This window comes from Paenarthrobacter sp. AMU7, from assembly GCF_041200195.1.
Classification (GTDB): Bacteria; Actinomycetota; Actinomycetes; order Actinomycetales; family Micrococcaceae; genus Arthrobacter.
Window position 1 is genome coordinate 685,335 of record NZ_CP165735.1, and the last position, 25,935, is coordinate 711,269.

Sequence of the window (25,935 nt, forward strand, 5' to 3'; positions counted from 1 at the left end):
TGTGGGAGAGTTCAACGTGAGGATCAAGGGGAGATCCTAAAGGACTGTTTTCAGTCCAAAGTGTGTTTCAAAGTCTGAAGTGTGATCTGCGCCTCGTCAAGTGTTTTCGTAAAAACACTCACTTTTGCTCGTATAGGTACCGGCCCAATGGTGTCTTTGATGACCATTGATGATCCACACGGCTACTATGAAAGCAGCAGGCACCCTGGGTGCCGCGGTCCGCGCGGAAGGAGATGCAGTGCCCGACTCGCCCTTTGGCCCGTCCTTCTCGATGCTGCGTCCGGTGAGGGGCGGCAATGCGTTCGAGGAAACCATCGAGCACATACTGCAGACCATCAAGCTGGGTATTTTCGCTCCCTCTGAAAAGTTGCCCCCGGAACGTGAACTGGCCGAACAGCTGGGGGTCTCCCGTGCAACACTCCGGGACGCCTTAGGGGAACTGCAGAGCGCTGGTTACCTTGAGGTGCAGCGGGGGCGGTACGGGGGAACATACGTCTCCACCGCCACAGTGCAACGGACGCCTGATAACAGCCCACTGGACCCGGCCGAAGTTGAAGACGTCCTGCTCTTCCGGTCCATCATTGAACCCGCTGCGGCCGTCCTGGCAGCGAAAGCGGATCTATCGGCGGCAGCACGGCAGCACCTCCAGGTGTGCCTTTCCGAAGTCAGCGCGTCCCCTGCGGAGGGCTACCGTCCACGGGATGCGCGATTCCACATCGCGATCGCAGAATTGTCCGGATCCGCAAGCTTGGTCAGTGCAGTGGCTGAAACCCGTGCGCGACTCAATGATCTCCTGGACCGCATTCCACTGCTTGCTACCAACCTGGACCATGCCAACGAGCAGCATGTCGAGATTGCGGATGCCATTCTGCGTGGTGATGCTCCTGCTGCCGAGCGGGCTGCCGTGGAGCACCTTGAAGGAACCGCTTCGCTCCTGCGCGGCTTCCTGGCCTGAGTTCCTTCACACCCGCAGCCGTCAGGAATCGGATGGCTCGCCGGCGTCGAACTCGTTGGTCTTGCACGCCAGATACAACGCCAGGTAGGCCACGGCTGTTCGTGTGGTCCAGCCTTGGAGATGCTCGATCCTCTCCAGCCGATGAATAAGCGTGTTCCGATGGATATGAAGGCGGCGCGCAGCACCCACCAAGGAAAAGCCGCTTTCGCACCAGGCAATCACGGTGCTGCGAACGGTGTTCCAATCGCCCGCGGCCATAAGTGGCTCGGCCACGGCCGCTGTGTAGCGCTGCCTGGCACGCAGGCCGATGCCTGACAGCAACTGTTCCATGCGTACTTCATCGATGGTGGTGACGCTGCGGCGGGTGATCCGGCGACCCAGATGAAGGGCATCGGCTGCGTCTTCGTAGGCGGTGCGCATTTGGGTGGGGCCGGCCCCTTCGGTTCCGATGCCGATTTCGACGTCGGAGCCTAAGTGCGTGCGGAACTGCTCGACGCAATGACGGGCTTGGGACAGGATTCCGTCCATTCCATCCGGCGTGGGGTGTGCGAAGACGACGTAGCGATTGGCGCTGATGGAGACCGCGATTGTCTGGCGATGCTGAAAGCTCTCACGGAGCAGTACCAGTGCCCGTGGAAGCCACTCCGAAGTAGTGGAAGGAACAGGGGTGCGGCCGGGTGTGTGGACGACGACGGCGACCCGGCTGGCGGTAAGGTCTACGCCTTGGTCGTTCGCTTGGTCCAGCAGGGTTGAATGCCCCGTCACCAAGGGATCGAACGCAAGAATGCTGCGCACCAGGTCTTCCAGCTCACGCTCGCGTTGAAGGGTGGAGCGCAGCAGGGAAGCTTGATGGAGCAGGATTTCCGTCTGGCGTTCCACCATCAACCCAAAGCGGGTGACCTGGGCCGGGGAACCGGTGATACCCACAGTGCCCACGGCCTGGCCATTGAGCAGGATGGGTAGGGTGACGCCGGGTTTGACGCCCTCCAGCGCCCGGGCTTGGGCAGCCGAGTGGGTGGCCGACAGCCGTGTTCGGATCACCTCCAGGGACGCTTCATGGAAGCTGCCAACCCGGCTCGTATCGCCACTGCCGATAACAGTGCCGTGGGCGTCGGTGATTAGGATGTTGAAGCCCACGATATGGCTGGTGTCACCAGCGATTTGCTGGGCAAGCGCCGGGGTCAGGGGTCCGGAGCCGGTTCGGATGGTGGTCGCTGCCATGTCGGGATCGCCTTCGGTTTATTCGTACAACAAATCGGCCTGGAATCGCAGAGAACATGGATGAATAGTCCAATGACTTTCATCACACCCAAGCCTACGGTTGTTACTAAGCGGCGCAAAGCCGAAACAGCAGACGGCGTTCTGCATCAGCATTAAACCCATCGAAAGGCGACCACCATGTTTCGTCGCATCCCCAAACCCCTTCGTACATCCGTCGTCGCTGTCCTTGGCGCCGTGACGTTGGCGCTGACAGCCTGTGGCGGCAACGGCGTCGCCAGTAATTCAGACGCACTGGACACCATCGAACCGGGCAAGCTGAAAGTGGCCATTCAGCCCTATATGCCATACACGGCAATGAAGGACGGCCAGCTGGTTGGCCTTGATGCCGAGATCCTGCAGGCTGCAGCGAAGAAGCTGAACCTCACTATCGAACCCCAGGTCACCGATTTCAACGGCATGCTTGGAGGTGTACAAAGCCGCCGCGTTGACATCTCCATCGGGGGAATTGCCTGGACCAAAGAACGTGCGAAGGCCGGCCTGTTCACCGATCCTCCCTACTACTCCCCGCCGGCGATGGCCGTCCAAGGCGACAAGGACGTCAAAACCCTTGCAGACCTCCGCGGCAAGAACCTGGGCACCGTTACGGGCTACGTTTGGGTGAAGTCAATCAAGGCGGTTCCAGAGGCCAAGCTCAATGCCTACCCTGACGCCAATGGGCTGTTCGCCGACGTCGGCTCCGGACGGGTTGACGTAGGTTTCGTGGACCCTTTGCTCATTTCCTATACCCAGGCGCAGCGCCCTGATCTGGGCATGCAGACCAAGTACCTGACGCCGCCCACGGACGAAGAAGTGCAAAAATCTCCGGACCTGGCCTATTTCCAGCCGTACATGACCAGCTTCTACGTGCCAAGGGAGGCACCGAAGCTGGAGAAGGCCGTCTCCGGAGTGATCCGCGAAATGTACGCCAACGGGGAGCTTGCGAGCCTGATCACCAAATACGGTGGCGACCCGGACCAGTACCTGAAGCCGTCGCCGTCCATGACAGCGGATCGGCGGGCCGAGGACCGCCCGGCTGACTGGACGGCTCCTTCGAACTGAACCGCCCGGTACCCATTCCAAAGGACAGGAACAATCATGAACCCCGCACCCGGCCTGTTTCAGGTGCCATGGCAGGAATACGTGCCAGCACTTGCCGATGGTCTGCTGAGGTCCCTTGGCTACACCGCCGCCGGCTTCGCCGGCGCAGTGGTGATTGGACTCGGCGTCGCACTCCTGCGCATCAGTTCCCGTCGGCTGCTCCGGATTCCGGCTGCCGTCTACACGGAACTGTTCAAGAACATCCCCCTGCTGGCCATCATTTTCATTACCTACTTCGGCTTGGCTTCCATCGGTATCCGTCTTGATGCCTTCCAAGCGGGCACTCTTAGCCTGGTGATCTTCTACGGAGCATACCTTTCGGAGATTTTCCGGGCTGCCCTCCTCGGAGTCCACCCCGGACAGCGGGAAGCAGGCCAAGCCCTGGGCCTTGGGCCCACGGTGACCTTCACTGGCATCATCTTCCCGCAGGCACTCCGGCTCGCATTGCCCGGAACCGGCACCATGCTGGTGGACCTTTTGAAGTCCACCTCCCTGCTGGTGGTGATTTCGGCAGCGGAGCTCATGTCCCAGGCGCAGCTGATCGCCAGCGAAACGTTCCGCGCCCTTGAGGTCTACATCGTCATTTCCGCGATCTACTTTGTGGTCTGCTACCCGCTCTCGCAATTGGTCCTCAGGCTCGAACGCCGCGTGCAAGCAGGCGCCCCCTTGTCCCTCCGCCGGTACCGCAGATTGGCTCAGGCACGCGCCCTCTTGGCAGCAGCGGAAACCACGTCATACTCGGAGGTAAAGCCATGACGATCGGAAGAATTGAAACCAAAGGTCAAACGGTGAACAACGCCCGTCCGGTGGTCGAGATCAAATCCCTGGTGAAGTCGTTCTCAGGCCGCGTCGTGCTGGACAACGTGGACTTTACGGTCGAGCCAGGCAACATTGTCAGCATCATCGGCCGAAGCGGCGGTGGCAAGACCACCTTGATGCGATGCATCAACCTCCTTGAGCAACCCGATTCAGGCACCATAACGTTGCAGGGTGAGCCGGTGTTCGCAGGGAGGAAGACGGTCTGCAAGGATTCGGCCAAGCTGAGGCAGCGGGTTGGGATGGTCTTCCAACGCTTCTACCTTTTTCCCCACCTGACAGCCGTGGAGAATGTCATGTTGGCCCAAATGAAGGGGCTGAAGATCCCTGAGAAGAAAGCCCTCCACACTGCCCTGGAGTTGCTCGCCGAAGTGGGCCTGTCGCACCGGGCCCTGGCATTTCCGGAACAGATGTCCGGAGGCGAACAGCAGAGGGTTGCGATTGCCCGGGCATTGGCCCTGGGTCCCAGCCTCCTCCTGTTTGACGAGCCGACATCCGCGCTCGACCCCGAATCCACCCGGGACGTGCTGGCCGTCATGCGCCGCTTGGCCCAGTCCGGTATGACCATGGTCATCGTCACGCACGAGGTGCCCTTTGCCAGGGAGATCTCCGACCAAATCGTCTTCATAGATGGCGGCCACATCATCGAACAAGGTCCTCCGTCCGAGGTCATCGATAATCCGCGCGAAGAACGCACCAAGGCATTCCTCCGCTCTTACAACTCGGACAGCTAAGTTCCACTCCCGCACCGGCGGCGTCCATTTGGCCTGACACGCCTTGCCGCTTCACGCTCCTACGCGCCCAATTTCCTTGAAAGAGAACCATGACTTCACTTCATAGCCCCGGCCGGACGGTTGACGTCGACGGCATCACAACCCCGGATTCGCCCTATCCATCGGCCACACGGGCAGGGGATACCGTCTACGTATCGGGTCAGGTTTCGTTTGGCGACGGCGGATCCGTCGTAGGTGAAGGCGACATCGAGGCTCAGACCCGGTGTTCCCTGGAGAGGCTTGGCAAGGTCCTGTCCACCTACGGCGCCAGCCTTAGCAACGTGGTTTCCTGCACGGTCTATCTCCGGGACGCCGCGCTCGCGGAGGCATTCAACAGGACCTGGGTCTCTGTCTTCGCCGGACATCGACCGTCCAGGGCCACGGTTGTTGCCGAGTTGCTGGACCCGCGGCTCCTTGTGGAAGTGCAGGCAACAGCCTGTTTGCCGCAGGGCGGACCTGACCGGGCGGAGGCATGGAAATGAAACTCCTGGTGGTCGGCGCTGGCATCATTGGTGTCACAACGGCCTACGAGTTGGCTCGGCGCGGACACGACGTTGAAGTAGTGGACAGGGAGGCCGCTGAAACACTCGCCACCAGTGACGCGACGGCGGGCCTGATCGCGCCGGGGCACTCCTTCGCCTGGGCCTCGCCGTCCGCACCCAAGGAATTGCTGAAATCAATCTTCAGCGCAGATACCTCCATCCGGGTAAAGCCGCGCCTCGACGCTGAGCTTGTGTCGTGGGGGCTGAAGTTCCTGCGTGAATGCACCGGCCCACGGGCACATCGAAACACCCTGGCAAAGCTGCGCCTCGCCCAGCGGAGCCAACAGCTCTTCAACGCGATGATCGCAGGAAAGGGCATGGACTTCCGGCCTTCAACTGGCGGCGTCCTCTATCTCTATCGCGACGCGGATGCCTTGGAACGGGCGACGGCGCATGGCAGCATCATGCGGGAGAACGGCCAGGCACAGCGGATCGTGTCCCGGGAGGAGCTGCTCCAGCTCGAGCCAGCCCTGGCCAACAGCCACGTCAGGTTCATCGGAGCTGTCCATGATGAAACTGATGCAACGGGAAATCCCGCCATATTTGCCGCGGAGGTGCGAAAGCTGTGTGAGGAGTTGGGGGTGCGCTTCACGTTCGACACGGCCATAGTGGGGATCCGATCAGACAGTTCACCGGCCGGTGTTCCCCGTGTGGCAGCGCTCAGGAGCAGCCAAGGTGAGCTTGTCGCTGACCGGTTCATCCTTGCAGGTGGCCCGGAGAGCGCGCGCCTGGCCAGAACTGCCGGTGTCCGCCTCCCCGTTTATCCGGCGAAAGGCTACAGCCTCACCGCTCCCATCAATGAAGGAGCCCCCGCCCCCGGCTTGGGCGGCATTGACGAGAGGTCCTTGGTGGCATGGTCAAGGTTTGGGGATCATTTGAGGATGTCCGCTACGGCAGAGTTCGCCGGTTACTCGCAGCAGTACGCCCGGAAGGACTTTGCAAACATCCTCAAAGCAGGGAAGGAACTCTTCCCCGGGGTGCTGGACCTCAGCAGGGCTACCTACAAAGTGGGGCTAAGGCCCATGACTCCGGACGGACCGCCCATCATTGGCCGGGCAGGCGAAAGCAACCTCTACATCAACACCGGTCACGGGCACCTCGGGTGGACCATGGCCTGCGGGTCCGCAGAGATGCTGGCGGACCTGATCGACGGCAAACCTACGGTGCTCGCGGCCGAGCCTTACGCCGTTGGCCGCTAGGTCAGGTTATTTCCACCACGTATCAAAGATCGTGACCGGAACTGTTCTCTTGTGGCGCGTGCGGAGATACTTCTGTTCGATCAGTTCCGCGGCGTCCTGGGGGACGTCGCGGCCTTCGAGGTAGTCGTCGATCTGGTCGTAGGTGATGCCGAGCTCGTCTTCGTCGGTGCGGCCTGGCTTGTTATCCAGGAGATCGGCGGTGGGAACCTTTTCCCAGACCCGAGAAGGTGCGCCGAGTTCGGCCAGGAGGGTGCGGTTCTGGCGCTTGTTCAGGCCGAACAGCGGCAGGATGTCCGCGCCGCCGTCGCCGAACTTCGTGAAGAAGCCCGTCACTGACTCTGCGCCATGGTCAGTGCCGATCACCAGGTAGTTGTGTTCGCCGGCCAGTGCATATTGGGCGATCATGCGCGCGCGGGCTTTCGTATTGCCCTTATGGAAATCGGAGATCGGTGCCCCCGTGGTCTTTTCGAATTCGTCCTCGAAACCGTCCACTGCCTGGGAAATGTTGTAGGTCCACTCGGTCTTGGCCTTGATGAAATCGAGGGCCGCCTGCGCGTCGTCTTCGTCATGCTGGATACCGTAGGGGAGTCGGACGGCGACGAAGTTCGCTTCAACGCCTTCGGCTTCGAGCTCCTCGACGGCCAATTGCGCCAAGCGGCCGGCAAGCGAGGAATCTATGCCGCCGGAGATGCCAAGAACGAATCCCTTGGTGTGTGTCGCCTTCAGGTAATCCTTCAGGAAATCAACGCGCTTGCGGACCTCCTCTGCAGGGTTGATCCGGGGCTGGACGCCCATTTCTTCAATGATCTTTTCCTGTAGTTCGCGCATGGTCCAACACTAGTCAGCCCGGTCACCCAGGCTCAACCATGTTGCGCCGCGATTCGGGCTAATCGGAAGGAACCGGACCCGTTGAGCCGCGGACTGTGAGATGGGTGGGCATGACCGAGCGATTCCGGTTCCCGCCACCGGCGAGCGGGTTCAACTGGGCCAGCAGCATGGACACGGCCACCCGGCCGGCCTGCTCGATCGGCGAGCTCATGGTGGTCAGGGGAGGGTTGCAGAAATCCGCGCCAAAGATATCGTCGCAACCCACGATGCTCATATCTTCAGGCACCCGGAGGCCGCGTTCGCGGAGTCGTTGCAGCATCCCGATGGCGATGAGGTCATTGAACACGATGCACGCCGTGACTCCGCTGTGGACGGCAGCATCCGCAGCAGCAGCGCCGGATTGGGTTTTGGGTGCGAAGGGGCCAAGGCGGCGGACCTCAACTCCGCGTTCCTCCGCGGCTGCTGACAGTGCGGCCCAGCGCCGGGCACTGGACTGCGAAACGGCGGGACCGGAAACGTAGGCAACGGACGTGTGGCCCCATGAAATCAGGTGGTCCAGGGCCTGCGGCATGGCTGAGGGGGTGTCGATTATGACTGCGGGGACGCCATCGACGTCGCGGTTTACAGTGACCATGGGCATCAGGGCTGCGGCAGCGGCCAGAGCTTCATCGTTGAGGCGGGACGCTGCCACAATCACGCCGTCGGCGCTTTTGCGCAGCTGCTCCAGCGTGCTGGCCTCCACCTCGTCCGATTCTTCGGTATCCACAAGCAACTGCGTGTAGCCGGCGGCCTTGAGCTGCAACTGGGTGCCTCGGATGAGGTCGAAGTAGAACGGGTTGGTGATGTCCGGAACCAGGACTCCAACAGCTCCGGTCTTCCCTGAACTCAGGGCTTTCGCCTGCGAGTTGGGCGTGTAATTAAGCTCGACGGCGGCAGCCTGGATCCGCTCGCGGGTGCGGATATTGACGCGCTCCGGGTTGGCAAGGGCCCTCGAAACAGTGGATGCCGCGACGCCGCACAGCGCAGCGATGTCGTGGATGGTGGCAGGCCGGCCTGTTGCCATGGGTTGCGTCGCCACGGGCGTTCCTCTCTGAACGACAAGATCATCCGGCTGTGACCACTGCCACACCGTGAATCAAATATGCCACATGATGGCAGCGCATGGCAATCGGTTGTCAAAAGTGTGCCAAGGTGGCTAAACTCGTGATGACAAGACACTCCTGTGAACTGCGTCACCGTGCTCCGGCCGGTGGCGTCGCAGGGCTACCTAGGAGAATTCGTGACCCACCCCCAAGCCGTGTGGAGCCTGTCCGGTTTCGGCGACGAAGTAGATCCAGATCCCGCTATCCAAGCCGCCGTGCTGCTGGCCCTCGGCGCGAGCCACCTTGAAGTCCGCAGTGCCTGGGGCGTCAACGTGTCCGAACTGGAGCCGGAAGCTGTCCAGCGACTGAAGGCGATCCTCGACGACAAGGGCCTCAGGGTCTCGGCTGTAGCCAGCCCCATCGGCAAGGTGGATGTCAGCCTGCCGGTGGAGCATGAGCTTGGACGCCTCCGCCGGATCATCTCGGTCGCGAAAGCCCTGGACACCAAGTACGTACGCATCTTCTCCTTCTACCGGGGCGAGGCCCAGGGCCAGGAGGAGATTCGGGATGCCGTGATGGAGCGCATGAAGGCCTTGGCTTCCGAGGCAGCCGCCCATGATGTGGTTCTGCTTCACGAAAACGAAAAGGGTATCTACGGCGACACCCCTGAGCGTGTCCTGGACATCATGGAAACGGTGAACTCCCCGGCCCTGCGCGTCGCATGGGACAACGCCAACTTCGTCCAGGTGGGCGTCAAACCGTACACCGAGGGCTACGCCTTGCTGCGCCCATACCTGGAGTACTTGCAGGTGAAGGATGCGATCGCCACTACTGGCGAGGTTGTTCCTTCCGGCGAAGGCGACGGCGAGCTGGATGCCACCATCGCTGCATTGGCCGCCGACGGGTACAAAGGCTTCGCGTCGCTGGAGCCGCACCTTGCCAGCGCCCACGAACTGGGCGGCTACTCCGGCCCTGTGGCTTTCGGCGTCGCAGCCAGGGCCTTCGCCGGCCTGGCCGCCAAGAACAACGTCACCCTCGCCTGAGACCGGCAAGCAGGACCAGCACTCAGCTCCACCAGCATCCAGCTCCACCAGCACTCAACGCATCAGCATCACCATCCGGCAGCATCATCCTTCGAAGGAGCAGGACATGCCAACAGCGGCAGTCATCGGTTGCGGCGACATTTCAACCGTTCATTTTGAGGCACTATCTGCGGTCGGGAGCGCGGAGTTGGTGGCAGTTTGCGATACCAATCCGGAAAGGTTGGAGGCGGCGGCAGCCGCCCACGGCGTCCCCGGCTATGCGGACTACCTGGACATGCTCCAGAAGGTGCGTCCCGACGTCGTGCATGTTTGTACGCCACACCACCTTCATGCCTCCGTGGCCGCCAACTGCCTTGAACGCGGCGTCCATGTGATCGTCGAGAAGCCCCTGGCCCACACGTTGGAAGAGGGGCAGCGCCTGATTGAGGTGGCGGAGCGGAGCGCGGCGAAGATCGGCGTCTGCTTCCAGAACCGGTACAACGCGACCTCGCAAGCCATGCGTGAACTGCTCGACGGCGGCACCTTGGGTCAGGTGATCGGCGCCTCGGCAACCGTCATGTGGCACCGGGACGGCAGCTATTACGAAAGCCGTCCATGGCGTGGAACCTGGGCGGAGGGTGGAGGCGGCCTGATGATGAACCAGGCCATCCACACGGTGGACCTGCTGCAGTGGCTGGTGGGTGATGTTGCCAAAGTGGAGGGCCACGCGTCCACCCGTTCGTTGGGCGGCGTGATCGAGGTGGAAGACACTGCGGAGTTTGTTGCCGAGCATGTCAACGGCGCCCGCAGCGTTTTCTACGCAACCCTGGCCAATGCCGTCAATGCCCCGGTGACGCTGGACATTGTCACCGAGAAGGCAACTCTGAACCTGCGGGGCGATCTTACGGTGACTTATGTCGATGGGACCGTCGACGTCGTCCAGGAGCGGGTGGCGGAAACCGGGGGAAGGTCCTACTGGGGTGTTTCCCATCAGTTGTTGATCGCGGACTTCTACTCCACGCTGGCCCACCCCGGACCTTTCTGGATCAACCCTGCCGAGGCGGGCAAGTCCCTGGGGATCATCAAGGACATTTACGCGCAAAGCTACCCGGACATGCTCGAGCGGGTGCGCTGAACCATCCGTGCAACCGTTGGGCGAAGGGCCGGAAACCCCAGGGATTCCGGCTGTTTTCGCGTGACGTTCAGTGTCTCCAGACGTCTCACCCCGACGCTTGGCAACAATTTAAGAAACTTTTGACAATCGGTTGCCAAAATCAAACAAAGTCCGTACTGTAAATCTCACAACCAGAAAAGTGTGGCGCAGGCCACACGCCCCAAGCTCTGACTCGCATCAGGCAAAGACTCAGTAGGAGCCGACAATGAAGTTAGGTCCCAAGGCGGCAGCAGCCGCCATCGTCCTCAGCGCCTCCCTTGCGCTTACCGCATGTGGCGGCGGGGGTGCCGGCGCTGGAAGTGGTTCGACTGCCGGCAGCAAGACCGTCACGGCCCTGACGTTGGGCACCCTGAGGGACCTCACCTCCTGGGATCCGGCACAGGCCCACGTTGGCCACGCGCTCCAGCCCTACCAGGCAGCCTACGATTCACTGATCCTCCGCGAACCGGACGGCAAGCTGAGCCCCATGCTGGCAACCGCCTGGAAGTACAACGACACCAACACCAAGCTCACCGTCGACCTCCGCACGGACGTCACCTTCAGTGACGGTGCCAAATTCGACGCCACGGCAGCCAAAGCCAATATGGACCACTTCAAGAAGGCCAACGGCCCGCAGATGGGTCAGCTTGCCTCGGTGTCCGATGTTGCCGTGGTGGATGCTGACACCATTGACATCAACCTCAGCTCACCGGAACCGGCCCTTGAGTACTTCCTCAGCCAGGCAGCCGGCCTGATGGGAAGCCCCGCCGCGCTGGGAACCGATGCCATCAAGACCGTTCCGGTAGGGTCCGGCCCGTACGTGATGGACAAGGCCGCTTCCGTGAAGGACTCCCAGTCCGTGTTCACCGCCCGCGAAGGGTATTGGAACAAGGATCTCCAGAAGTTCAAGAAGCTGACGCTGAAGATCCTCCTGGACCCCACCGCCCGCACCAACGCTCTGGTGTCCGGCCAGATTGACGCCACGCTCCTGGACCCCAAGAACGGCAAGCAGGCCGAGGGTGCCAAGATGAAGCTCGAAACCAACCAGGTTGACTGGTCAGGCCTGCTCCTGCTGGACCGTGACGGCACCAAGAACCCGGCCCTGGCCAACCTCAAGGTCCGCCAGGCCATCAACCACGCCTTTGACCGTAAGACCATCCTGGACCAGGTCATGCTGGGCCAGGGCACTCCCACCACGCAGCCATTCGGCAAGGACAGCGGTGCCTGGTCTGAGGAGCTGGAGAACTACTACAGCTACGATCCCGAGAAAGCCAAGCAGCTCCTGAAGGAGTCCGGCTTCGAGGGCAAGGTCAGCTTTGAAGTTCCCACCCTTCCCGGCGCGGAAACCTTGATCTCCGTCCTCAAGCAGCAGCTCGCAGATGTGGGAATCACGCTGAACCCCGGCGCAGCCATCACCAACACCTTCACCTCGGATGTTGCCGCCCAGAAGTACCCGGCTCTCTTCTTCAACCTCTTCCAGGGGCAGCCGACGGTGGCAATCGACCAGATCGTCTCCACCAAAGCCCTGTACAACCCGTTCAAGACCACCACCCCTGAGCTTGAGGCCAAGATCGCGGCCGTGCGCACCGGTGGTACGGATGCCGGCAAGCTGGCCCAGGACGTCAACAAGTACGTGGTGGAACAGGCTTGGTTCGCCCCGCTGTTCCGCGTGAACCAGATGTACTACCACAACGACAAAGTGAACGTCACGCCGCAGGTCCAGCAGGCCGTTCCTTCCATCTACAACTACTCGCCCGCCAAGTAGGACCCCATGATCAAGTTCATTGCGAAAAGACTGGGCAGCGGTCTGGTGGTGTTGTTCGTCGTCTCGGTCCTCACCTTCACCCTGCTGTACACCTCCAGCGGAAGTATTGCCCAGAACATCCTGGGGGATCAGGCAACACCTGAACAGGTGGCCCTGAAGGAACAGGAACTGGGACTCGACCAGCCGCTCTTTGTCCGTTACTTCGCCTGGTTGGGAGATGCCCTGACCGGCAACCTTGGAGCCTCTTGGTTCACGTCGGAGCCGGTGGCCAACTCGCTTGCCACCCGCATCCCGGTGACCATGACCATGGTCTTCACCGCAATGATCCTGATCGCCATCTGCGCAGCACTGATCGGTGTTGCCGCAGCCGTCAAGCGCGGCTGGGTGGACAGGGTGGTCCAGATTGGCGCGATCGTGGGGGACTCCATCCCCGGCTACGTGATCGGCGTGTTCCTGGTAACCATCCTGGCCATCCAGCTCGGCTTGTTCCCCGCCACCAGCACCATCTCCCCGGAGGTGGGACCGGAGGCCTGGGTCTACTCCATGACCCTCCCGGTCATTGCACTGCTGATCAACGGCGTGACCGGCGGCGCGCAGCAGATCCGGTCCGCCGTGATCAAGCAGCTCGAGCGCGATTATGTCAGGACGCTGCGCAGCCGCGGCATCGGAGAGCGTGAAATCCTCTTCAAGCATGTGCTGCGCAGTGCCGCACCGGCAGGCCTCACCGTCTTGAGCCTGCAATTGATCGGCATGCTGGGTGGTGTGGTGATCATCGAGCAGATCTTCGCCCTTCCGGGCATGGGTCCGCTGGCCGTCGCCGCCACCACCCAAACCGATCTTCCCGTCGTCATGGGAGTGGTGATGTACACCGTGGTGGTGGTCATCGTCGTGAACCTCCTGGTGGACATCCTCAATGGTTGGCTCAACCCGAAAGTACGTGTCTCATGAGCGACTCCGTAGATTCAGCAGCAGTATCCGCAGACTCCATGGGCGTCGCGGCCAAGGCAGGCCAGAGCGGCACGGTGGTCCGTTCCACCGTCCTGCGCCGCCTCCTGAAAAACCCCATGGGCATCGCCTCGCTGGTGATCCTGCTGACCATCGCTGCGCTGGCCATCCTCGCCCCGGTGATAGCGCCTTTCGAAGAGAACTTCGCCAACATCTCCAAGACCTTGGCAGCCCCGGACTCAGTCAACATCCTGGGCACTGACAGTGCAGGACGCGATACGTGGAGCCGGCTGCTCTTCGGCGCCCAGCTGACCTTGTTGTCCGCGTTGCTGTGTGCCGGCGTGGCCATTGCCATCGGACTCCCGGCGGGCCTGATCGCCGGCTACTACGCGGGCAAATTCGAGGCCGTCTCCAACTGGGTAGTCAGCATCCTCATGAGCCTGCCCGGCCTGATCGTCCTCCTCACCATCCGCGCAGCGTTCGGCCCGTCGGTATGGATCTCCATGATCGCCTTCGGTGTCCTGATCAGCCCGGCCTACTTCCGGCTTACCCGCACCGCCGTGCAGTCGGTCCGGAACGAGCTCTACGTGGACGCCGCCCGGGTCTCCGGCTTGTCTGACCTGAGCATCATCGCCCGCCACATCTTCTCCGTAGTCCGCGCACCGATCATCATCCAGACCGCGGCCATCGCCGGTGTTGCCATCGCCATCCAGTCCGGACTCGAATTCCTGGGCCTGGGCGATCCCACCAAGGCAACGTGGGGCGTCATGCTCTCCGAAGGCTTCAAGAACGTCTACCTCACGCCCACCCTGCTGCTCTGGCCGGCACTGGCCATGGCACTCACCATCGGCGGACTGGTCCTGCTGGGCAACGCCATCCGTGACGCCCTGGAAGACGGCGAAAAGATCAAGCACCGTAAGAAGCGTGCGGTTGCAACAGCAGAAAGCACGACGACGGACCCCGCCAAGGTGCGGCAGTCACGGAAGTCCGTGGCCGCCGTCGACGTCGGAACCGAACACCACCTGGTCAAGGTGACCAACCTCGGCGTCGGTTATCCGCAGGCTGATGGCTCCGTCAAAAAGGTAGTGGACGACGTCTCGTTCCACGTGGACCGTGGAGAGATCCTGGGCATTGTTGGCGAGTCGGGTTCGGGCAAGTCCCAGACCGCGTTCTCCATCCTGGGCTTGCTGCCGGACAACGCCCGCATTGTGGGTGGTTCCATCCAGTTCGACGGCAACTACACAGTGGCTCCCGGCGATGACCGCGTCAACCAGGAACGGCTGTCCAAGCTGCGCGGCAAGCGGATCTCCTACATTCCGCAGGAACCCATGAGCAACCTGGACCCGGCCTTCACCATCGGCTACCAGTTGGTGACACCCATGGTCAGGGTCCTCGGAATCTCCAAGGCAGAAGCCCGCCAGCGTGCACTCAAGCTGCTCGCCGACGTCGGCATTGCCAACCCGGAGCGAACCTTCAGCGCTTACCCGCACGAGGTTTCCGGTGGCATGGCACAGCGTGTACTCATCGCCGGGGCCATCAGCTGTGAACCGGACCTGGTGATCGCTGACGAACCCACCACGGCGCTGGATGTCACGGTCCAGGCGGATGTGCTGGACCTGCTCCGCGAACTGCAGCAGCGCCTGAACATCGGCGTGATCCTGGTGACCCACAACTTCGGAGTGGTTGCCGATCTGTGCGACCGCGTGGCCGTGATGCAGAACGGGCGGCTGGTGGAAGAAGGCCCCGTCCGGGAGATCCTCCGAAACCCGAAAGAGCCGTACACACAGACCCTGCTGGGGTCCATGCTCGAAGGAAAGACCCCCATGACCATGCTTGTATCGAAGCCTGGATCAGCAGCACAGTCCGGATCAGCACAGAAGGAGCCGGTGGCATGAGCACTTCCCTAAGCCAGAAGCCGGACTCATCGGATAAGTCCCCGCTCTTGAGCGTGGAAAACCTGGTGGTGGAATACCCCAGCAAGCGGTTCCGGGCCAAGCCTTTCCGGGCCCTGACGGACATCAACGTCACCATCGGCCAGGGGGAGACCCTGGGCTTGGTGGGGGAGTCCGGCTCAGGCAAGACCACCCTTGGCCGCGCCGTCCTGGGCCTCGCGCCGGTCACCTCCGGAAAAGTGATCTTCGAAGGCAACGACATCAGCAACGCGTCCCGCAAGGAACGCCGTACGCTGAGCCGCGACCTCCAAGTGGTGTTCCAGGACCCTTACACTTCACTGAACCCGGCGCTGGAAATCGGCGACATCCTGGCCGAACCACTGGGCGTGCAAGGCATGGAGCCCGCAGCGGCCAAGAAGCGCGTCAAGGAATTGCTGGACCAGGTGGGGCTGCCAACTGACGCCATTCACCGCCTTCCCCGCGAGTTCAGCGGTGGCCAGCGCCAGCGCGTCGCGATTGCCCGGGCTTTGGCGCTCTCACCCAAACTCATCGTTTGCGACGAACCCGTCAGTGCATTGGACCTGTCCACCCAGGCCCGCGTGCTGGATCTCTTCCTGCAGATCCAGCAGGACACCGGCGTTTCGTACCTGTTCGTGTCCCACGACCTCGATGTGGTCCGGCACATCAGCCACCGCGTCGCCGTCATGTACCACGGTGAAATCGTGGAGCAAGGCCCCGCCGAGGTGGTCACCCGCGATCCCGAACATCCCTACACGCAACGGCTTTTGCTCGCCTCGCCAGTGCCCGATCCGGACCGCCAGGAACAACGCCGCGCAGACCGGCACCGCTTGCTCGCGAACCAACACAGCCAAACAGAACAGCAAGGTGCCGTGGCCTGAACGGCCCTGCACCCATCAAACATCCCAGGGTCCGGAAGGGCCCGGAAACCCCGGAGGAAAAAGTGGCCACAATAGGCGTCCAAGCCATGATGCTGAAGGACAGTTTTGCAGACGTCGGAGCGTTCGAAACGCTCCGCAAGGTCAGCGCGATCGGCTATAACGCCGTCGAGATTTCCCAAATCCCCATGACTCCGGAGAACGTGGGTGAACTGGACCGCTCCCGTACGGAGCTGGGCATGGACATCGCAGCGCTCTCGGTCAATATCGAAGGCCGCAAGGGCATGCCCGTGGAATCACTGGCGGACAACTTCGACAAGATCGTGGACGACGCCAAGCGCCTGGACTCCTCCTTGCTGCGCATCGGCATGCTTCCGTTCGGGGCCATGAGGTCATTGGACTCGGTGGTTGAATTCGCCAAGCAAGCCAACGGCTACGCTGAACGCCTCCAGGAGCACGGCATCAGCCTCTACTACCACAACCATCACATTGAGTTCGCGAAGTTTGACGGCAAGTACATGCTGGACATCATCGCCGAGAACTCCCCGGCCATGGGCATGGAAATTGACGTCCACTGGGTCCAGCGCGGTGGCTTGGACCCAGTACGCACCCTCGAAAAATACGCGGGCAAGACTGCCATGGTTCACCTCAAGGACTACAGGATTGGTCAACTGCCGGAATCGTCCTTCGGGCTCCTGGAGAAGGGCGATTTCCCCGGCTTCATGGCCGAGTTCCGCAACGTGGTGCAGTTCGCCGAAGTGGGAGAGGGCAACCTGGACTTCCCGTCCATCGTTCCCGCCGCCGTGGCCGCGGGGGCCAGGTACCTCCTGGTGGAGCAGGACGAGCTCTATGGGCGGACCGTGTGGGATGCGCTCCAGACCTCATACGACAACCTGGTGGCCATGGGCCACGCCGACCTTTTCCAGAATTCAACAAGTTTCAGTTCTTAGACACGGGAGATTGCAGTCATGAGCAAGAAAGTACGTCTCGGCATCATCGGCTTGGGCCAACAGGGCGGCGCTTACGCCAAGTTCATCGCCGACGGCCTCGTGCCGAACATGGAGATCGCCGCCATCTGCGACATCGATCCCGCCAAGAAGGAGCTGGCCGCTACCCAGTACCCGGATGTCCCGTTCTTCGACGACTACATCACGATGCTGGAGAGCGGTTCCGTGGACGCGATCGTCACCTGCGTGCCGCATTTCCTGCACCCGGAGATGGGCATCGAGACACTCAAGCGCAATATCCACGCGCTCGTGGAGAAGCCCGCCGGCGTTTACACCAAGCAGGTCAAGGAGCTCAACGAGTTCGCGGCCTCCAAACCGGAGCTCTCCTTCGGCATCATGTTCAACCAGCGCAACAACCCGCTGTACAAGAAGCTCAAGGAAATCGTCGATAACGGCGAGATTGGCAGCATCCGGCGCACCAACTGGATCATCACCAACTGGTGGCGTCCCCAGGGCTACTACAACTCCAGCGAATGGCGCGCCACCTGGGGCGGCGAAGGCGGCGGCGTTCTGGTCAACCAGGCGCCGCACCAGCTGGACCTCTGGCAGTGGATCTGCGGCGTCCCTAAGTCCGTGTACTCGAAAGTGGCGTTCGGCTTCCGCCGCGATATCGCCGTCGAGGACGAGGTCACCGCGGTAGTGGATTATGGCAACGGCGCCACTGGCGTTTTCGTCACGGCCACCCATGACATTGTGGGAACGGACCGGTTCGAAATCCTGGGCGACCAAGGCAAGATCGTGGTGGAGGGCAGCAAGGTTGCCACCGTGACCCGCTTGGTCAAGCCGGAACGGGAAATCAGCGATGCGATGGGCATGGACGACGTCCGCAAGCTCTTCATGGGCCAGCTGAACCGCGACGAGCTGTACACCAGCGAGGTCATTGAGTTCGAGTCCGTGTGGGGCGGCCAGCACGCAGGTGTCCTGGAGAACTTCGCTGCCAACATCCTGGACGGGACGCCGCTGCTGGCTCCGGGGTCCGATGGCATCAACGGTGTCCGCCTGGCCAACGCCATCCACCTCTCGGCTTGGACCGGCAAGGAAGTATCGCTGGACTTTGATGAGGACGAGTTCCTGCACGAGCTCAATAAGCGCATCGCGGAAGAGGGCAAGTTCCCCGAGCGTTCCTAACAATTGCGAAACGGGCCGGTTGCTGATTTATTTGGCAACCGGCCTTTTTTGTTGCCAAGCGGTCTACGATGGAGCGGTGACTGACGTGACGAGCATTGGAACAGCAACCACGCCCACCAAACGAGGCCGGGGGGAGAAGTCCTCTGCCACGATCTACGACATCGCGAAGCTGGCGGGCGTGAATCCCTCCACTGTGTCCCGCGCCCTGAGTAAGCCTGGCCGCGTTAGCGCCAAGACGCAGAAGATTATTGAGGATGCGGCAGCGGAGCTGAACTATCAGGTCAACCCCTTCGCGCGGGCCTTGCCCACCGGCCGCACCCAGACCATCGGCTTGATCGTCGCGGACATCACCAACCCCACGTTCTTCGACATCATCCGCGGCGCTGAAACCACCGGCTCAGCCCGCGATTACACGTTGGTTCTGGCTGAGTCGGCCGAGTCGCCGGAGACTGAGGTAACCGCCGCCCGGCGCCTCCTCAGCACGGTGGACGGCCTTATTTTGGCCAGCCCGCGCATGGATGACGACCACATCCGCGCCTTGGCCGCGGACAAACCCGTGGCCGTCATCAACCGCGAGATCCAAGGTGTGCCCTGCGTTGTTCCCGACGTCAACAAGGGCATCAGCGAAGCCGTGCGCAGTTTGGCCGCCAATGGCCACGAAAAGCTGGCGTACGTCGCCGGCCCCAAGCAGTCCTGGATGACGGCCCGCCGTTGGGAAGGCGTCAAAGCCGCCGCCGAATGGTCCAAGCTGAGCGCGGTGCGCCTCGAGTCGTCCAAACCAACGGTCGACGGCGGCCGGCAGGTTGCGCGCGACGTCCTGGAGAGCGGTGCCACGGCGGTCATCACCTACAACGACCTCCTGGCCATTGGCTTGATGCAGGAATTGCAGGCCGGGGGCATGCGCGTTCCGGACCAGATCAGCATTGTTGGCTTTGACGACATTTTTGGCGCCGATTTCACTACTCCCGCCCTGACCACGGTCCGCTCGCCGTTGGGAGAGTGCGGTACCCGCGCCGTGACCATCCTGCTGGACATGCTCCAAGGCCAGGACGCCCCGGGCGAAGCTGTCCGGGTGGAAACGGAGCTCGTGGTGCGCGGCTCCAGTGGACGGCTGTTGGTCCAGCCCACCTGAGGAACGCCAATGGCCGTGCTGGGCGGCCACCCAGCAACTAGTTGGCAATTTTTGGCAACCGGTTGACAAAAGTTGGACCGGACCGCCAAGATTGACCTATGTCACAGTCCATCGCAGCACACCCTGACAGGCTCCTGCCCGCAGATCCCGGGACGCGCAGCATCGCGCGGTCCTTGCTGGAGCGCGTCCAGGACCTGCCCATCATTTCCCCGCACGGCCACGTTGACGCCGCAGTCATCGAGCAGAACACGCCGTTCCCCGATCCTGCTGCGCTCCTGGTCAGCCCGGATCACTACGTCACCCGCCTGATCCACGCCAACGGAGTTCCGATGGATCAGCTGCTGGCAGGCACCGCGTCCGCCCCGGAGTCCAGGGAGATCTGGCGGACCTTTGTCCAGGCCTGGCCGCTCTTCGAAGGCACTGCCTCCGGATATTGGCTGCGCACCCAGTTCAACGATGTGTTCAAACTCGGTGCGGACCTCAGTGAGCTGTCCGCAGATGCAAGTTACGACGCTATTGCTGCCAAGTTGGTGGAACCCGACTTCCGTCCGCGGCAGCTCTTCAAGGACTTCAATATCGAGGTCCTCGCCACCACGGATGATCCGCTGGACAGTTTGGCCAGCCACAAGGCACTCACCGAAGATCCGAGCTTCAATGGCCGCGTCGTGCCCACGTTCCGCCCGGACGCCTACCTGAATGTGGCCCACCCCAGCTGGAGTGCCAACGTCGATCGCCTCATCGAGACCGCGGCTGATGGCGCCACCGGCTACGCCGGCTACATCGCCGCCCTGGAAAACCGGCGTCGTTATTTCGTAGAGCATGGCGCGGTATCGGCGGACCATGGCGTCCGCACCCCGGCCACCCTCAAGCTTGATGCCGCGGAAGCAGAAACGCTCTTTGAACGTGCCCGTGCCGGGAGCGCAACTGCGGAAGACCGCGACGCCTTCGAGGCCCACATGATGTACCAAATGGCCCGGATGTCCGTGGAGGACGGCCTGGTCATGACCATTCACCCGGGTTCGTACCGGAACCACCACGGCCCTACGTTCGAGTCCTTTGGTGCCGATACCGGTCACGACATTCCGTTCGCCGTGAACTACACCGAGGCCATCCGTCCGTTGCTGCAGGATTTCGGTACGGCCAAGGGCTTCCACGTGGTGCTCTTCACGCTCGACGAAACCGTCTTTTCCCGCGAACTGGCACCGCTGGCAGGTTTCTATCCGTCCGTGTACATCGGTGCCCCGTGGTGGTTCCTCGATGCGCCGGACGCCATGCTGCGCTTCCGCTCCGCCGTCACCGAAACGGCTGGCTTCTCGCGGTCCTCCGGCTTCATCGATGACACCCGCGCCTTCTGCTCCATCCCGGCACGGCACGACGCCTCCCGCAGGATCGAAGCCGCCTTCCTCGCGCGCCTCGTGGCCGAGCACCGCGTCACTGAAGACCGCGCGCACGAGCTGATTCTCGACGTCGTCGATTCCTCCCCGCGCAGGGTGTTCAAGCTGTGAACGCCGGGCTTCCGCGTCTCAACCGCGAGACCCGCCCCGCCGGCAAGGCGCCGGTCCGGATTGTCCACCTGGGCCTCGGTGCCTTCCACCGTTCGCACCAGGCCTGGTACACGCAGCACGCCGCCGACGCGGGGGAGTGGGGAATCGCCTCCTTCACCGGACGCCGACCGGACGCCGCTGATGTCCTCGCCGGACAGGACGGTTTGTTTACCGTGGTGGAGCGATCCGACGCCGGTGACTCCTTTGAGGTAGTGGGCAGCGTCGTCGAAGCCGTGGATGGCGCCAACGTTGGCCGGCTGGTTGAACTGGTCGCCGCGCCGCAGACAGCCGTGGTCACCCTGACCATCACAGAGGCAGCGTACGGCCTCGGTGCCGGCGACGCCCCGCTGCTGCTTTCCGGGCAAGAGCCCGCGACGCCGTTGGGCCGCTTGGTCCTGGGCCTCGCCGCGCGTAAGGATGCCGATGCCGGCCCCTTGGCCGTCGTTTCGTGCGACAACCTTTCAGACAACGGAAACGTCACCCGGGATGGCGTCCTGGGTATCGCCGGAGAATTCGACGGCGGCCTGGCCGTCTGGATCGAGGCGAACGTGAGCTTCGTGAGCACGTCAGTTGACCGGATTACACCCCGAACAACTGCGGATGACGTTGCCCTGGTGAGTGAAAAGTGCGGCTACCGGGACGACGCTCCGGTGGTCACTGAACCTTTCCGCAACTGGGTACTGAGCGGAGACTTCCCTGCAGGCCGTCCGCGGTGGGAGGACGCCGGGGCTGTCTTTGTGGATGACATCGAGCCCTACGAAAACCGCAAGCTCTGGCTTCTCAATGGTGCGCACTCCATCCTGGCCTACGCCGGGCAACTGCGTGGGCACTCGACGGTGGCCGAAGCACTTGCCGATCCCGTATGCCTGCGGGCTGTCGAAGATTTCTGGGACGAAGCGTCCAGGCACCTTGCCGGTGACGACCTGGACATTCCCGAGTACAGGGAGGCGCTTCTGCAGCGCTTTGGCAACTCCCGGATTGCACACCACTTGGCCCAGATCGCTGTGGATGCCAGCACCAAACTGCGCATGCGGGCCGTCCCTGTACTCCGCGCCGAACGTGCAGCAGGGCGAACCGGTGAAGCCGCGGCCCGGATGATCGCAGTGTGGGCCGCGTACGTGGAAACGAACGCCGGCCTGCAGGATCCCCGTGCGTCGGAGGTGGAGCATGCCAACCAGCTTTCCGGCCTTGACCGCATTGCTGCGCTGGTGTCGTTACTGGATGCCGGGCTTGCAGGGGAGCCCGCCGTCGTGGAACTGGTCCATCGGCTTGGCCAAACATTCGCAGCACAGGCGCAACCGGTTGCCATCAGTGGTAATCCAACCTAACCCTTCAACCCAGCCACATCCCGAAAGGAAAAGCTGTGAAAATCATTGCCGCTGAAGTCTTTGTGACCAGCCCGTCCCGGAACTTCGTCACCTTGCGCATTACCACGGAGGACGGTGTGACGGGCATCGGTGACGCGACCCTCAACGGCCGGGAACTCGCCGTGGCCGCGTACCTCAAGGAGCATGTTGCGCAGTTGCTGATCGGGAAGGATCCGCACCGGATCGAGGACACGTGGCAGTTCCTGTACCGCAGCTCCTACTGGCGCCGCGGGCCCGTCACCATGGCGGCCATCGCCGCCGTCGACATGGCACTGTGGGACATCAAAGGCAAGGTTGCCGGCCTGCCGGTGTACCAGCTGCTGGGAGGGGCTTCCCGCAACGGTCTGCGCGCTTACGGCCACGCATCCGGGGCTGACATTCCGTCGCTGTTCGACTCCGTTCGCGAACACTTGGAGCTGGGCTACAAGTCCATCCGCATCCAGACTGCCGTCCCCGGCATCAAGGCCGTCTATGGTGTTGCCGCCCAGGCCCAGGCCTCGGGCGAACGCTACGACTACGAGCCCGCCGGCCGCGGCAACTTCCCGTTGGAAGAAGACTGGGACACCCGCGCCTACCTGCGCCACTTGCCCACCGTTTTCGAGGCGGTGCGCAACGAGTTCGGCCCGGAAATCCCGCTGCTGCATGATGGCCACCACCGCATGACGCCCATCCAGGCCGCCAAGCTCGGCAAGGCCCTGGAACCGTACGACCTCTTTTGGTTGGAGGACTGCACCCCCGCCGAGAACCAGGAAGGGCTGCGCCTGGTCCGCCAGCACACCACCACCCCGCTGGCCATCGGCGAAATTTTCAATACCGTGTATGACTTCCAGACCCTCATCAAGGAACAGCTGATCGACTACGTCCGCGCAGCCTCCACCCACTTCGGCGGCATCTCACCGCTGAAGAAGGTCATGGACTTCGCCGCGCAGTACCAGATCAAGTCCGGCTTCCACGGCCCCACGGACATCTCCCCGGTGGGCTTCGCCGCCCAGCTGCACGTAGGCCTGGCCATCCACAACTACGGCATCCAGGAATACATGCAGCACTCTGACAAGACCAACGAGGTCTTCCAGCAGTCCATGACCTTCAAGGACGGCTACCTGCACCCGGGCGACAACCCCGGTATCGGCGTCGAATTCAATGAAGAAGCAGCCGCTGCGTTCCCGTACCAGCAGGCCTACCTGCCGTACAACCGCCTCGTGGACGGCACTGTTCATGACTGGTAAACCTGCCGGCTCTGAAGATGGGCACCGCCACCACATCGTAGTGATGGGCGTGGCCGGCTGCGGCAAGAGCACCGTGGGCGCCGCGCTCGCGGACCGTATTGGCGCTGAATTCCTCGACGGCGATTCGCTGCACCCTCAGGCGAACATCGACAAGATGGCCTCGGGTACTCCGCTGAACGACGACGACCGCGCACCATGGCTGGCCGAGATCGGCAGGCGGTTCCCGGCGTCGAACTCTGCTCTTGTCATCGCGTGCAGCGCGCTCAAGCGCTCCTACCGGAACATCATCCGCAGCGCCGATCCATCCGTGGTGTTCGTGCACCTGCACGGCACCCGTGAGTTGCTGAATGCCCGTATGACTGCCCGTCCCGGGCACTTCATGCCGGCCTCGCTGCTGGACTCGCAACTGGCTGCGTTGGAAGCGCTCGACGACGACGAGGCCGGGATCGTCGTGGACATCGCATCTCCCGTGGAGGACATCGTGAATGACGTACATGCCGCGCTGACAGGCCAGTCCGCAGCGTACGCCGGGCCGCACTTGGTGGATTTGGCAGCGGCTCCCTACAACCTGGATGACGCCGCGGTGGAGTGGGTGGAGAACACCATTGGCTCCATGACGCTGGAAGAGAAGATCGGCCAGCTGTTCATCAATCACAACAACGATTACTCCCCGGCATATCTTGACGGCGTGCTGGAGAACTTCCACGTGGGCGGTATGCGGTACCGGCCAGGGCCCTCGTCCGCCGTGCAGGAACACATCCGTTACGCCCAGTCCAAAACCCGGATTCCGCTGTTGATCGCGTCCAATCCGGAGATGGGCGGCGCCGGCAGTTGCGACGACGGCACGTTCGTTTCCACGCACTTGCAGGCGGGCTCGCATCCGGACAGGGCCATTGCGCGGCAGATGGGCCAGGTGGCCGGCGTCGAGACTGCCGCGCTGGGCTGCAACTGGGCCTTCGCGCCGATCGTGGACATTCACTACAACTGGCGCAACACGGTCATTTCCACGCGGGCTTTCGGCAACACCCCGGAGATTGTGGTGGAGCGGGCCAAGGAATACTTCGACGGCATCAGCGAATCACCCACCGTCTGCGCCATGAAGCACTTCCCGGGGGACGGCATTGACGAACGTGATCAACACGTAGTCACGTCCTACAACACCCTTGGCTATGACGACTGGAACGCCAGCTACGGTCACGTGTACCGCGAAATGATCGTGCACGGTGTGCAGTCCATCATGGTGGGCCACATCGGCGCTCCCGAGCTGTCCCGGCATTTCCGGCCAGGCTTGTCGGACGCTGAAATCCTCCCGGCCACGCTGGCGCCTGAGTTGTTGCAGGACCTGCTGCGTGGCGAACTGGGCTTCAATGGGCTGGTCCTCACGGATGCGTCCCTCATGGTGGGGCTGACACAGGCCATGAAGCGGCGCGACCTTGTACCTGCGACCATCGCGGCCGGCTGCGACATGTTCCTGTTCTTCCGGAACCCGGAGGAGGACTTCGGGTACATGCTGGATGGCTACAAGTCCGGGGTCATCAGCGAGGGGCGTTTGCAGGATGCCCTGCGGCGGATCCTGGGCCTGAAGGCGAGCCTCGGCTTGCACCTCGCGTCGCGGGAATCCTTGGTTCCGTCGGCCGAAGCCTTGGCCGCCATCGGCAGTGAGGCCCACCGTGCCATTGCTGCGGACGTTGCTGACAAGACCGTCACGCTGGTGAAGGACACCGCCCGCAACCTGCCCATCACCCCTCGGACGCATCCGCGGATCCGCCTCTACGGCATCTCCGGTGGCGCCGACTTCACCCGCGCCGATCCCCTGGCCTACCTGGACACCGTCCGGGAAGAGCTGGAAGCCGCAGGATTTGAGGTCAGCGTCTTCAGGACCGCTGAACAGCGCGAGGCTGCGGGGGAGGCCGGCATGAACTTCATGCGGGTCCTGTCCGAGGAAGCCACGGGCGACTATGCGGAGCGGTATGACGCCGCTTTCGTCTTCGCCAATGTGAAGGGTTTCGCACAGGAGGCTTCCATTCGGATCAAGTGGTCCTCGCCCATGGCCGCCGAAATTCCTTGGTACGCCACGGAGGTTCCCACGGTGTTTGTCTCCTTGAACCAGCCGAACCACTTGATTGACGTGCCCATGGTCAAGACCGCCATCCACGCACACGCGGCAACGCGCGAGGCCATCCGGGCGACCATTCAAAAGATCCAGGGCAAGTCCGGGTTCCAGGGGACGTTCAACCAGAACGTCTTCTGCGATTCGTTCGACACCCGCCTCTGATTTCCCTGTTCCCAGCAGGGAAGAGCTCCT

22 protein-coding genes are annotated in these 25,935 nt (G+C 62.5%); 19 read left to right on the top strand and 3 right to left on the bottom strand.

Annotated features, from left to right (window positions below; genetic code table 11):
* The first annotated feature begins 238 nt into the window (after positions 1 to 238).
* On the top strand, positions 239 to 955 hold the full coding sequence (locus ABQM86_RS03350) for a FadR/GntR family transcriptional regulator (protein ID WP_232481525.1): 717 nt from the start codon (positions 239 to 241) through the stop codon (positions 953 to 955).
* Positions 956 to 976: 21 nt separating this feature from the next.
* Here the strand turns inward: ABQM86_RS03350 and ABQM86_RS03355 are convergent, their stop codons facing one another.
* On the bottom strand, positions 977 to 2,176 hold the full coding sequence (locus tag ABQM86_RS03355; protein WP_207596091.1) for a sugar diacid recognition domain-containing protein: 1,200 nt from the start codon (positions 2,174 to 2,176) through the stop codon (positions 977 to 979).
* Between the two features lie 177 nt (positions 2,177 to 2,353).
* Here ABQM86_RS03355 and ABQM86_RS03360 point away from each other — a divergent pair, with 177 nt between their 5' ends.
* The 5 genes from ABQM86_RS03360 (at position 2,354) to ABQM86_RS03380 (ending at position 6,643) form a co-directional block, all read left to right on the top strand.
* Positions 2,354 to 3,274 carry an ABC transporter substrate-binding protein gene (locus tag ABQM86_RS03360; RefSeq protein ID WP_089593501.1) on the top strand — a complete coding sequence of 307 codons (921 nt, stop codon included), beginning with the start codon at positions 2,354 to 2,356 and terminating at the stop codon, positions 3,272 to 3,274.
* Between the two features lie 36 nt (positions 3,275 to 3,310).
* Positions 3,311 to 4,069 (top strand): amino acid ABC transporter permease, encoded by a 759-nt coding sequence (locus ABQM86_RS03365; RefSeq protein ID WP_089593502.1) that lies wholly within the window; start codon positions 3,311 to 3,313, stop codon positions 4,067 to 4,069.
* Positions 4,066 to 4,863 (top strand): amino acid ABC transporter ATP-binding protein, encoded by a 798-nt coding sequence (locus ABQM86_RS03370; RefSeq protein WP_369745922.1) that lies wholly within the window; start codon positions 4,066 to 4,068, stop codon positions 4,861 to 4,863. Before ABQM86_RS03365 ends, ABQM86_RS03370 begins: the two co-directional genes overlap by 4 nt.
* 89 nt (positions 4,864 to 4,952) lie before the next feature.
* Positions 4,953 to 5,384 (top strand): RidA family protein, encoded by a 432-nt coding sequence (locus ABQM86_RS03375; RefSeq protein ID WP_369745923.1) that lies wholly within the window; start codon positions 4,953 to 4,955, stop codon positions 5,382 to 5,384.
* A complete protein-coding gene (locus ABQM86_RS03380) occupies positions 5,375 to 6,643 on the top strand; it encodes an FAD-dependent oxidoreductase (RefSeq protein WP_369745924.1) in 1,269 nt (422 codons plus the stop codon). Before ABQM86_RS03375 ends, ABQM86_RS03380 begins: the two co-directional genes overlap by 10 nt.
* A gap of 6 nt (positions 6,644 to 6,649) precedes the next feature.
* On the opposite strand, the gene nadE is transcribed toward ABQM86_RS03380, so the two are convergent.
* The gene (nadE, locus tag ABQM86_RS03385) at positions 6,650 to 7,471 is read right to left on the bottom strand and encodes an ammonia-dependent NAD(+) synthetase (RefSeq protein ID WP_369745925.1); all 822 of its coding nucleotides are present in this window, start codon (positions 7,469 to 7,471) and stop codon (positions 6,650 to 6,652) included.
* 58 nt (positions 7,472 to 7,529) lie between these two features.
* Complete coding sequence (locus tag ABQM86_RS03390) at positions 7,530 to 8,534, bottom strand: LacI family DNA-binding transcriptional regulator (protein WP_207597446.1); 1,005 nt, start codon at positions 8,532 to 8,534, stop codon at positions 7,530 to 7,532.
* Positions 8,535 to 8,750: 216 nt separating this feature from the next.
* Between ABQM86_RS03390 and ABQM86_RS03395 the strand changes: the two genes are divergently transcribed.
* From ABQM86_RS03395 to ABQM86_RS03455, 13 genes are all read left to right on the top strand, one after another.
* Positions 8,751 to 9,596, top strand: a complete 846-nt coding sequence (locus tag ABQM86_RS03395; RefSeq protein WP_369745926.1) for a sugar phosphate isomerase/epimerase family protein — start codon at positions 8,751 to 8,753, stop codon at positions 9,594 to 9,596.
* Positions 9,597 to 9,702: 106 nt separating this feature from the next.
* Complete coding sequence (locus tag ABQM86_RS03400) at positions 9,703 to 10,710, top strand: Gfo/Idh/MocA family oxidoreductase (protein WP_369745927.1); 1,008 nt, start codon at positions 9,703 to 9,705, stop codon at positions 10,708 to 10,710.
* Between the two features lie 244 nt (positions 10,711 to 10,954).
* On the top strand, positions 10,955 to 12,493 hold the full coding sequence (locus tag ABQM86_RS03405) for an ABC transporter substrate-binding protein (RefSeq protein ID WP_207596096.1): 1,539 nt from the start codon (positions 10,955 to 10,957) through the stop codon (positions 12,491 to 12,493).
* 6 nt (positions 12,494 to 12,499) lie between these two features.
* Positions 12,500 to 13,441 (top strand): ABC transporter permease, encoded by a 942-nt coding sequence (locus tag ABQM86_RS03410; RefSeq protein WP_207596097.1) that lies wholly within the window; start codon positions 12,500 to 12,502, stop codon positions 13,439 to 13,441.
* Positions 13,438 to 15,333: a dipeptide/oligopeptide/nickel ABC transporter permease/ATP-binding protein gene (locus ABQM86_RS03415; RefSeq protein WP_369745928.1), complete on the top strand. Its 1,896-nt coding sequence runs from the start codon at positions 13,438 to 13,440 to the stop codon at positions 15,331 to 15,333. Before ABQM86_RS03410 ends, ABQM86_RS03415 begins: the two co-directional genes overlap by 4 nt.
* Positions 15,330 to 16,229 carry an ATP-binding cassette domain-containing protein gene (locus ABQM86_RS03420; RefSeq protein WP_369745929.1) on the top strand — a complete coding sequence of 300 codons (900 nt, stop codon included), beginning with the start codon at positions 15,330 to 15,332 and terminating at the stop codon, positions 16,227 to 16,229. Before ABQM86_RS03415 ends, ABQM86_RS03420 begins: the two co-directional genes overlap by 4 nt.
* A gap of 62 nt (positions 16,230 to 16,291) precedes the next feature.
* Complete coding sequence (locus tag ABQM86_RS03425) at positions 16,292 to 17,176, top strand: sugar phosphate isomerase/epimerase (RefSeq protein ID WP_280626363.1); 885 nt, start codon at positions 16,292 to 16,294, stop codon at positions 17,174 to 17,176.
* A gap of 18 nt (positions 17,177 to 17,194) precedes the next feature.
* Positions 17,195 to 18,361, top strand: coding sequence for a Gfo/Idh/MocA family oxidoreductase (locus ABQM86_RS03430; protein ID WP_337340825.1), 1,167 nt, complete (start codon positions 17,195 to 17,197; stop codon positions 18,359 to 18,361).
* A 76-nt stretch (positions 18,362 to 18,437) separates the two neighbouring features.
* Entirely contained in the window at positions 18,438 to 19,493 is a 1,056-nt protein-coding gene (locus ABQM86_RS03435; RefSeq protein ID WP_207596101.1) for a LacI family DNA-binding transcriptional regulator, read from the top strand.
* 98 nt (positions 19,494 to 19,591) lie between these two features.
* The gene (gene uxaC, locus ABQM86_RS03440; protein ID WP_369745930.1) at positions 19,592 to 20,998 is read left to right on the top strand and encodes a glucuronate isomerase; all 1,407 of its coding nucleotides are present in this window, start codon (positions 19,592 to 19,594) and stop codon (positions 20,996 to 20,998) included.
* A complete protein-coding gene (locus ABQM86_RS03445; protein WP_369745932.1) occupies positions 20,995 to 22,365 on the top strand; it encodes a mannitol dehydrogenase family protein in 1,371 nt (456 codons plus the stop codon). The genes uxaC and ABQM86_RS03445 overlap by 4 nt, the downstream gene beginning before the upstream one ends.
* 35 nt (positions 22,366 to 22,400) lie before the next feature.
* Positions 22,401 to 23,630 carry a D-mannonate dehydratase ManD gene (manD, locus tag ABQM86_RS03450; RefSeq protein ID WP_089593517.1) on the top strand — a complete coding sequence of 410 codons (1,230 nt, stop codon included), beginning with the start codon at positions 22,401 to 22,403 and terminating at the stop codon, positions 23,628 to 23,630.
* Positions 23,620 to 25,905: a gluconokinase, GntK/IdnK-type gene (locus ABQM86_RS03455; protein WP_369745933.1), complete on the top strand. Its 2,286-nt coding sequence runs from the start codon at positions 23,620 to 23,622 to the stop codon at positions 25,903 to 25,905. Before manD ends, ABQM86_RS03455 begins: the two co-directional genes overlap by 11 nt.
* Positions 25,906 to 25,935: the final 30 nt, after the last annotated feature.

What these genes read in the sequence shown, in the direction of transcription:
- ABQM86_RS03355 (WP_207596091.1), bottom strand. Translation starts at nt 2,176, where the DNA reads ATGGCAGCGACCACCATCCGAACCGGCTCCGGACCCCTGACCCCGGCG.
- ABQM86_RS03360 (WP_089593501.1), top strand. Translation starts at nt 2,354, where the DNA reads ATGTTTCGTCGCATCCCCAAACCCCTTCGTACATCCGTCGTCGCTGTC.
- ABQM86_RS03365 (WP_089593502.1), top strand. Translation starts at nt 3,311, where the DNA reads ATGAACCCCGCACCCGGCCTGTTTCAGGTGCCATGGCAGGAATACGTG.
- ABQM86_RS03370 (WP_369745922.1), top strand. Translation starts at nt 4,066, where the DNA reads ATGACGATCGGAAGAATTGAAACCAAAGGTCAAACGGTGAACAACGCC.
- ABQM86_RS03375 (WP_369745923.1), top strand. Translation starts at nt 4,953, where the DNA reads ATGACTTCACTTCATAGCCCCGGCCGGACGGTTGACGTCGACGGCATC.
- ABQM86_RS03380 (WP_369745924.1), top strand. Translation starts at nt 5,375, where the DNA reads ATGGAAATGAAACTCCTGGTGGTCGGCGCTGGCATCATTGGTGTCACA.
- nadE (WP_369745925.1), bottom strand. Translation starts at nt 7,471, where the DNA reads ATGCGCGAACTACAGGAAAAGATCATTGAAGAAATGGGCGTCCAGCCC.
- ABQM86_RS03390 (WP_207597446.1), bottom strand. Translation starts at nt 8,534, where the DNA reads ATGGCAACAGGCCGGCCTGCCACCATCCACGACATCGCTGCGCTGTGC.
- ABQM86_RS03400 (WP_369745927.1), top strand. Translation starts at nt 9,703, where the DNA reads ATGCCAACAGCGGCAGTCATCGGTTGCGGCGACATTTCAACCGTTCAT.
- ABQM86_RS03405 (WP_207596096.1), top strand. Translation starts at nt 10,955, where the DNA reads ATGAAGTTAGGTCCCAAGGCGGCAGCAGCCGCCATCGTCCTCAGCGCC.
- ABQM86_RS03410 (WP_207596097.1), top strand. Translation starts at nt 12,500, where the DNA reads ATGATCAAGTTCATTGCGAAAAGACTGGGCAGCGGTCTGGTGGTGTTG.
- ABQM86_RS03415 (WP_369745928.1), top strand. Translation starts at nt 13,438, where the DNA reads ATGAGCGACTCCGTAGATTCAGCAGCAGTATCCGCAGACTCCATGGGC.
- ABQM86_RS03420 (WP_369745929.1), top strand. Translation starts at nt 15,330, where the DNA reads ATGAGCACTTCCCTAAGCCAGAAGCCGGACTCATCGGATAAGTCCCCG.
- ABQM86_RS03430 (WP_337340825.1), top strand. Translation starts at nt 17,195, where the DNA reads ATGAGCAAGAAAGTACGTCTCGGCATCATCGGCTTGGGCCAACAGGGC.
- uxaC (WP_369745930.1), top strand. Translation starts at nt 19,592, where the DNA reads ATGTCACAGTCCATCGCAGCACACCCTGACAGGCTCCTGCCCGCAGAT.
- ABQM86_RS03455 (WP_369745933.1), top strand. Translation starts at nt 23,620, where the DNA reads ATGACTGGTAAACCTGCCGGCTCTGAAGATGGGCACCGCCACCACATC.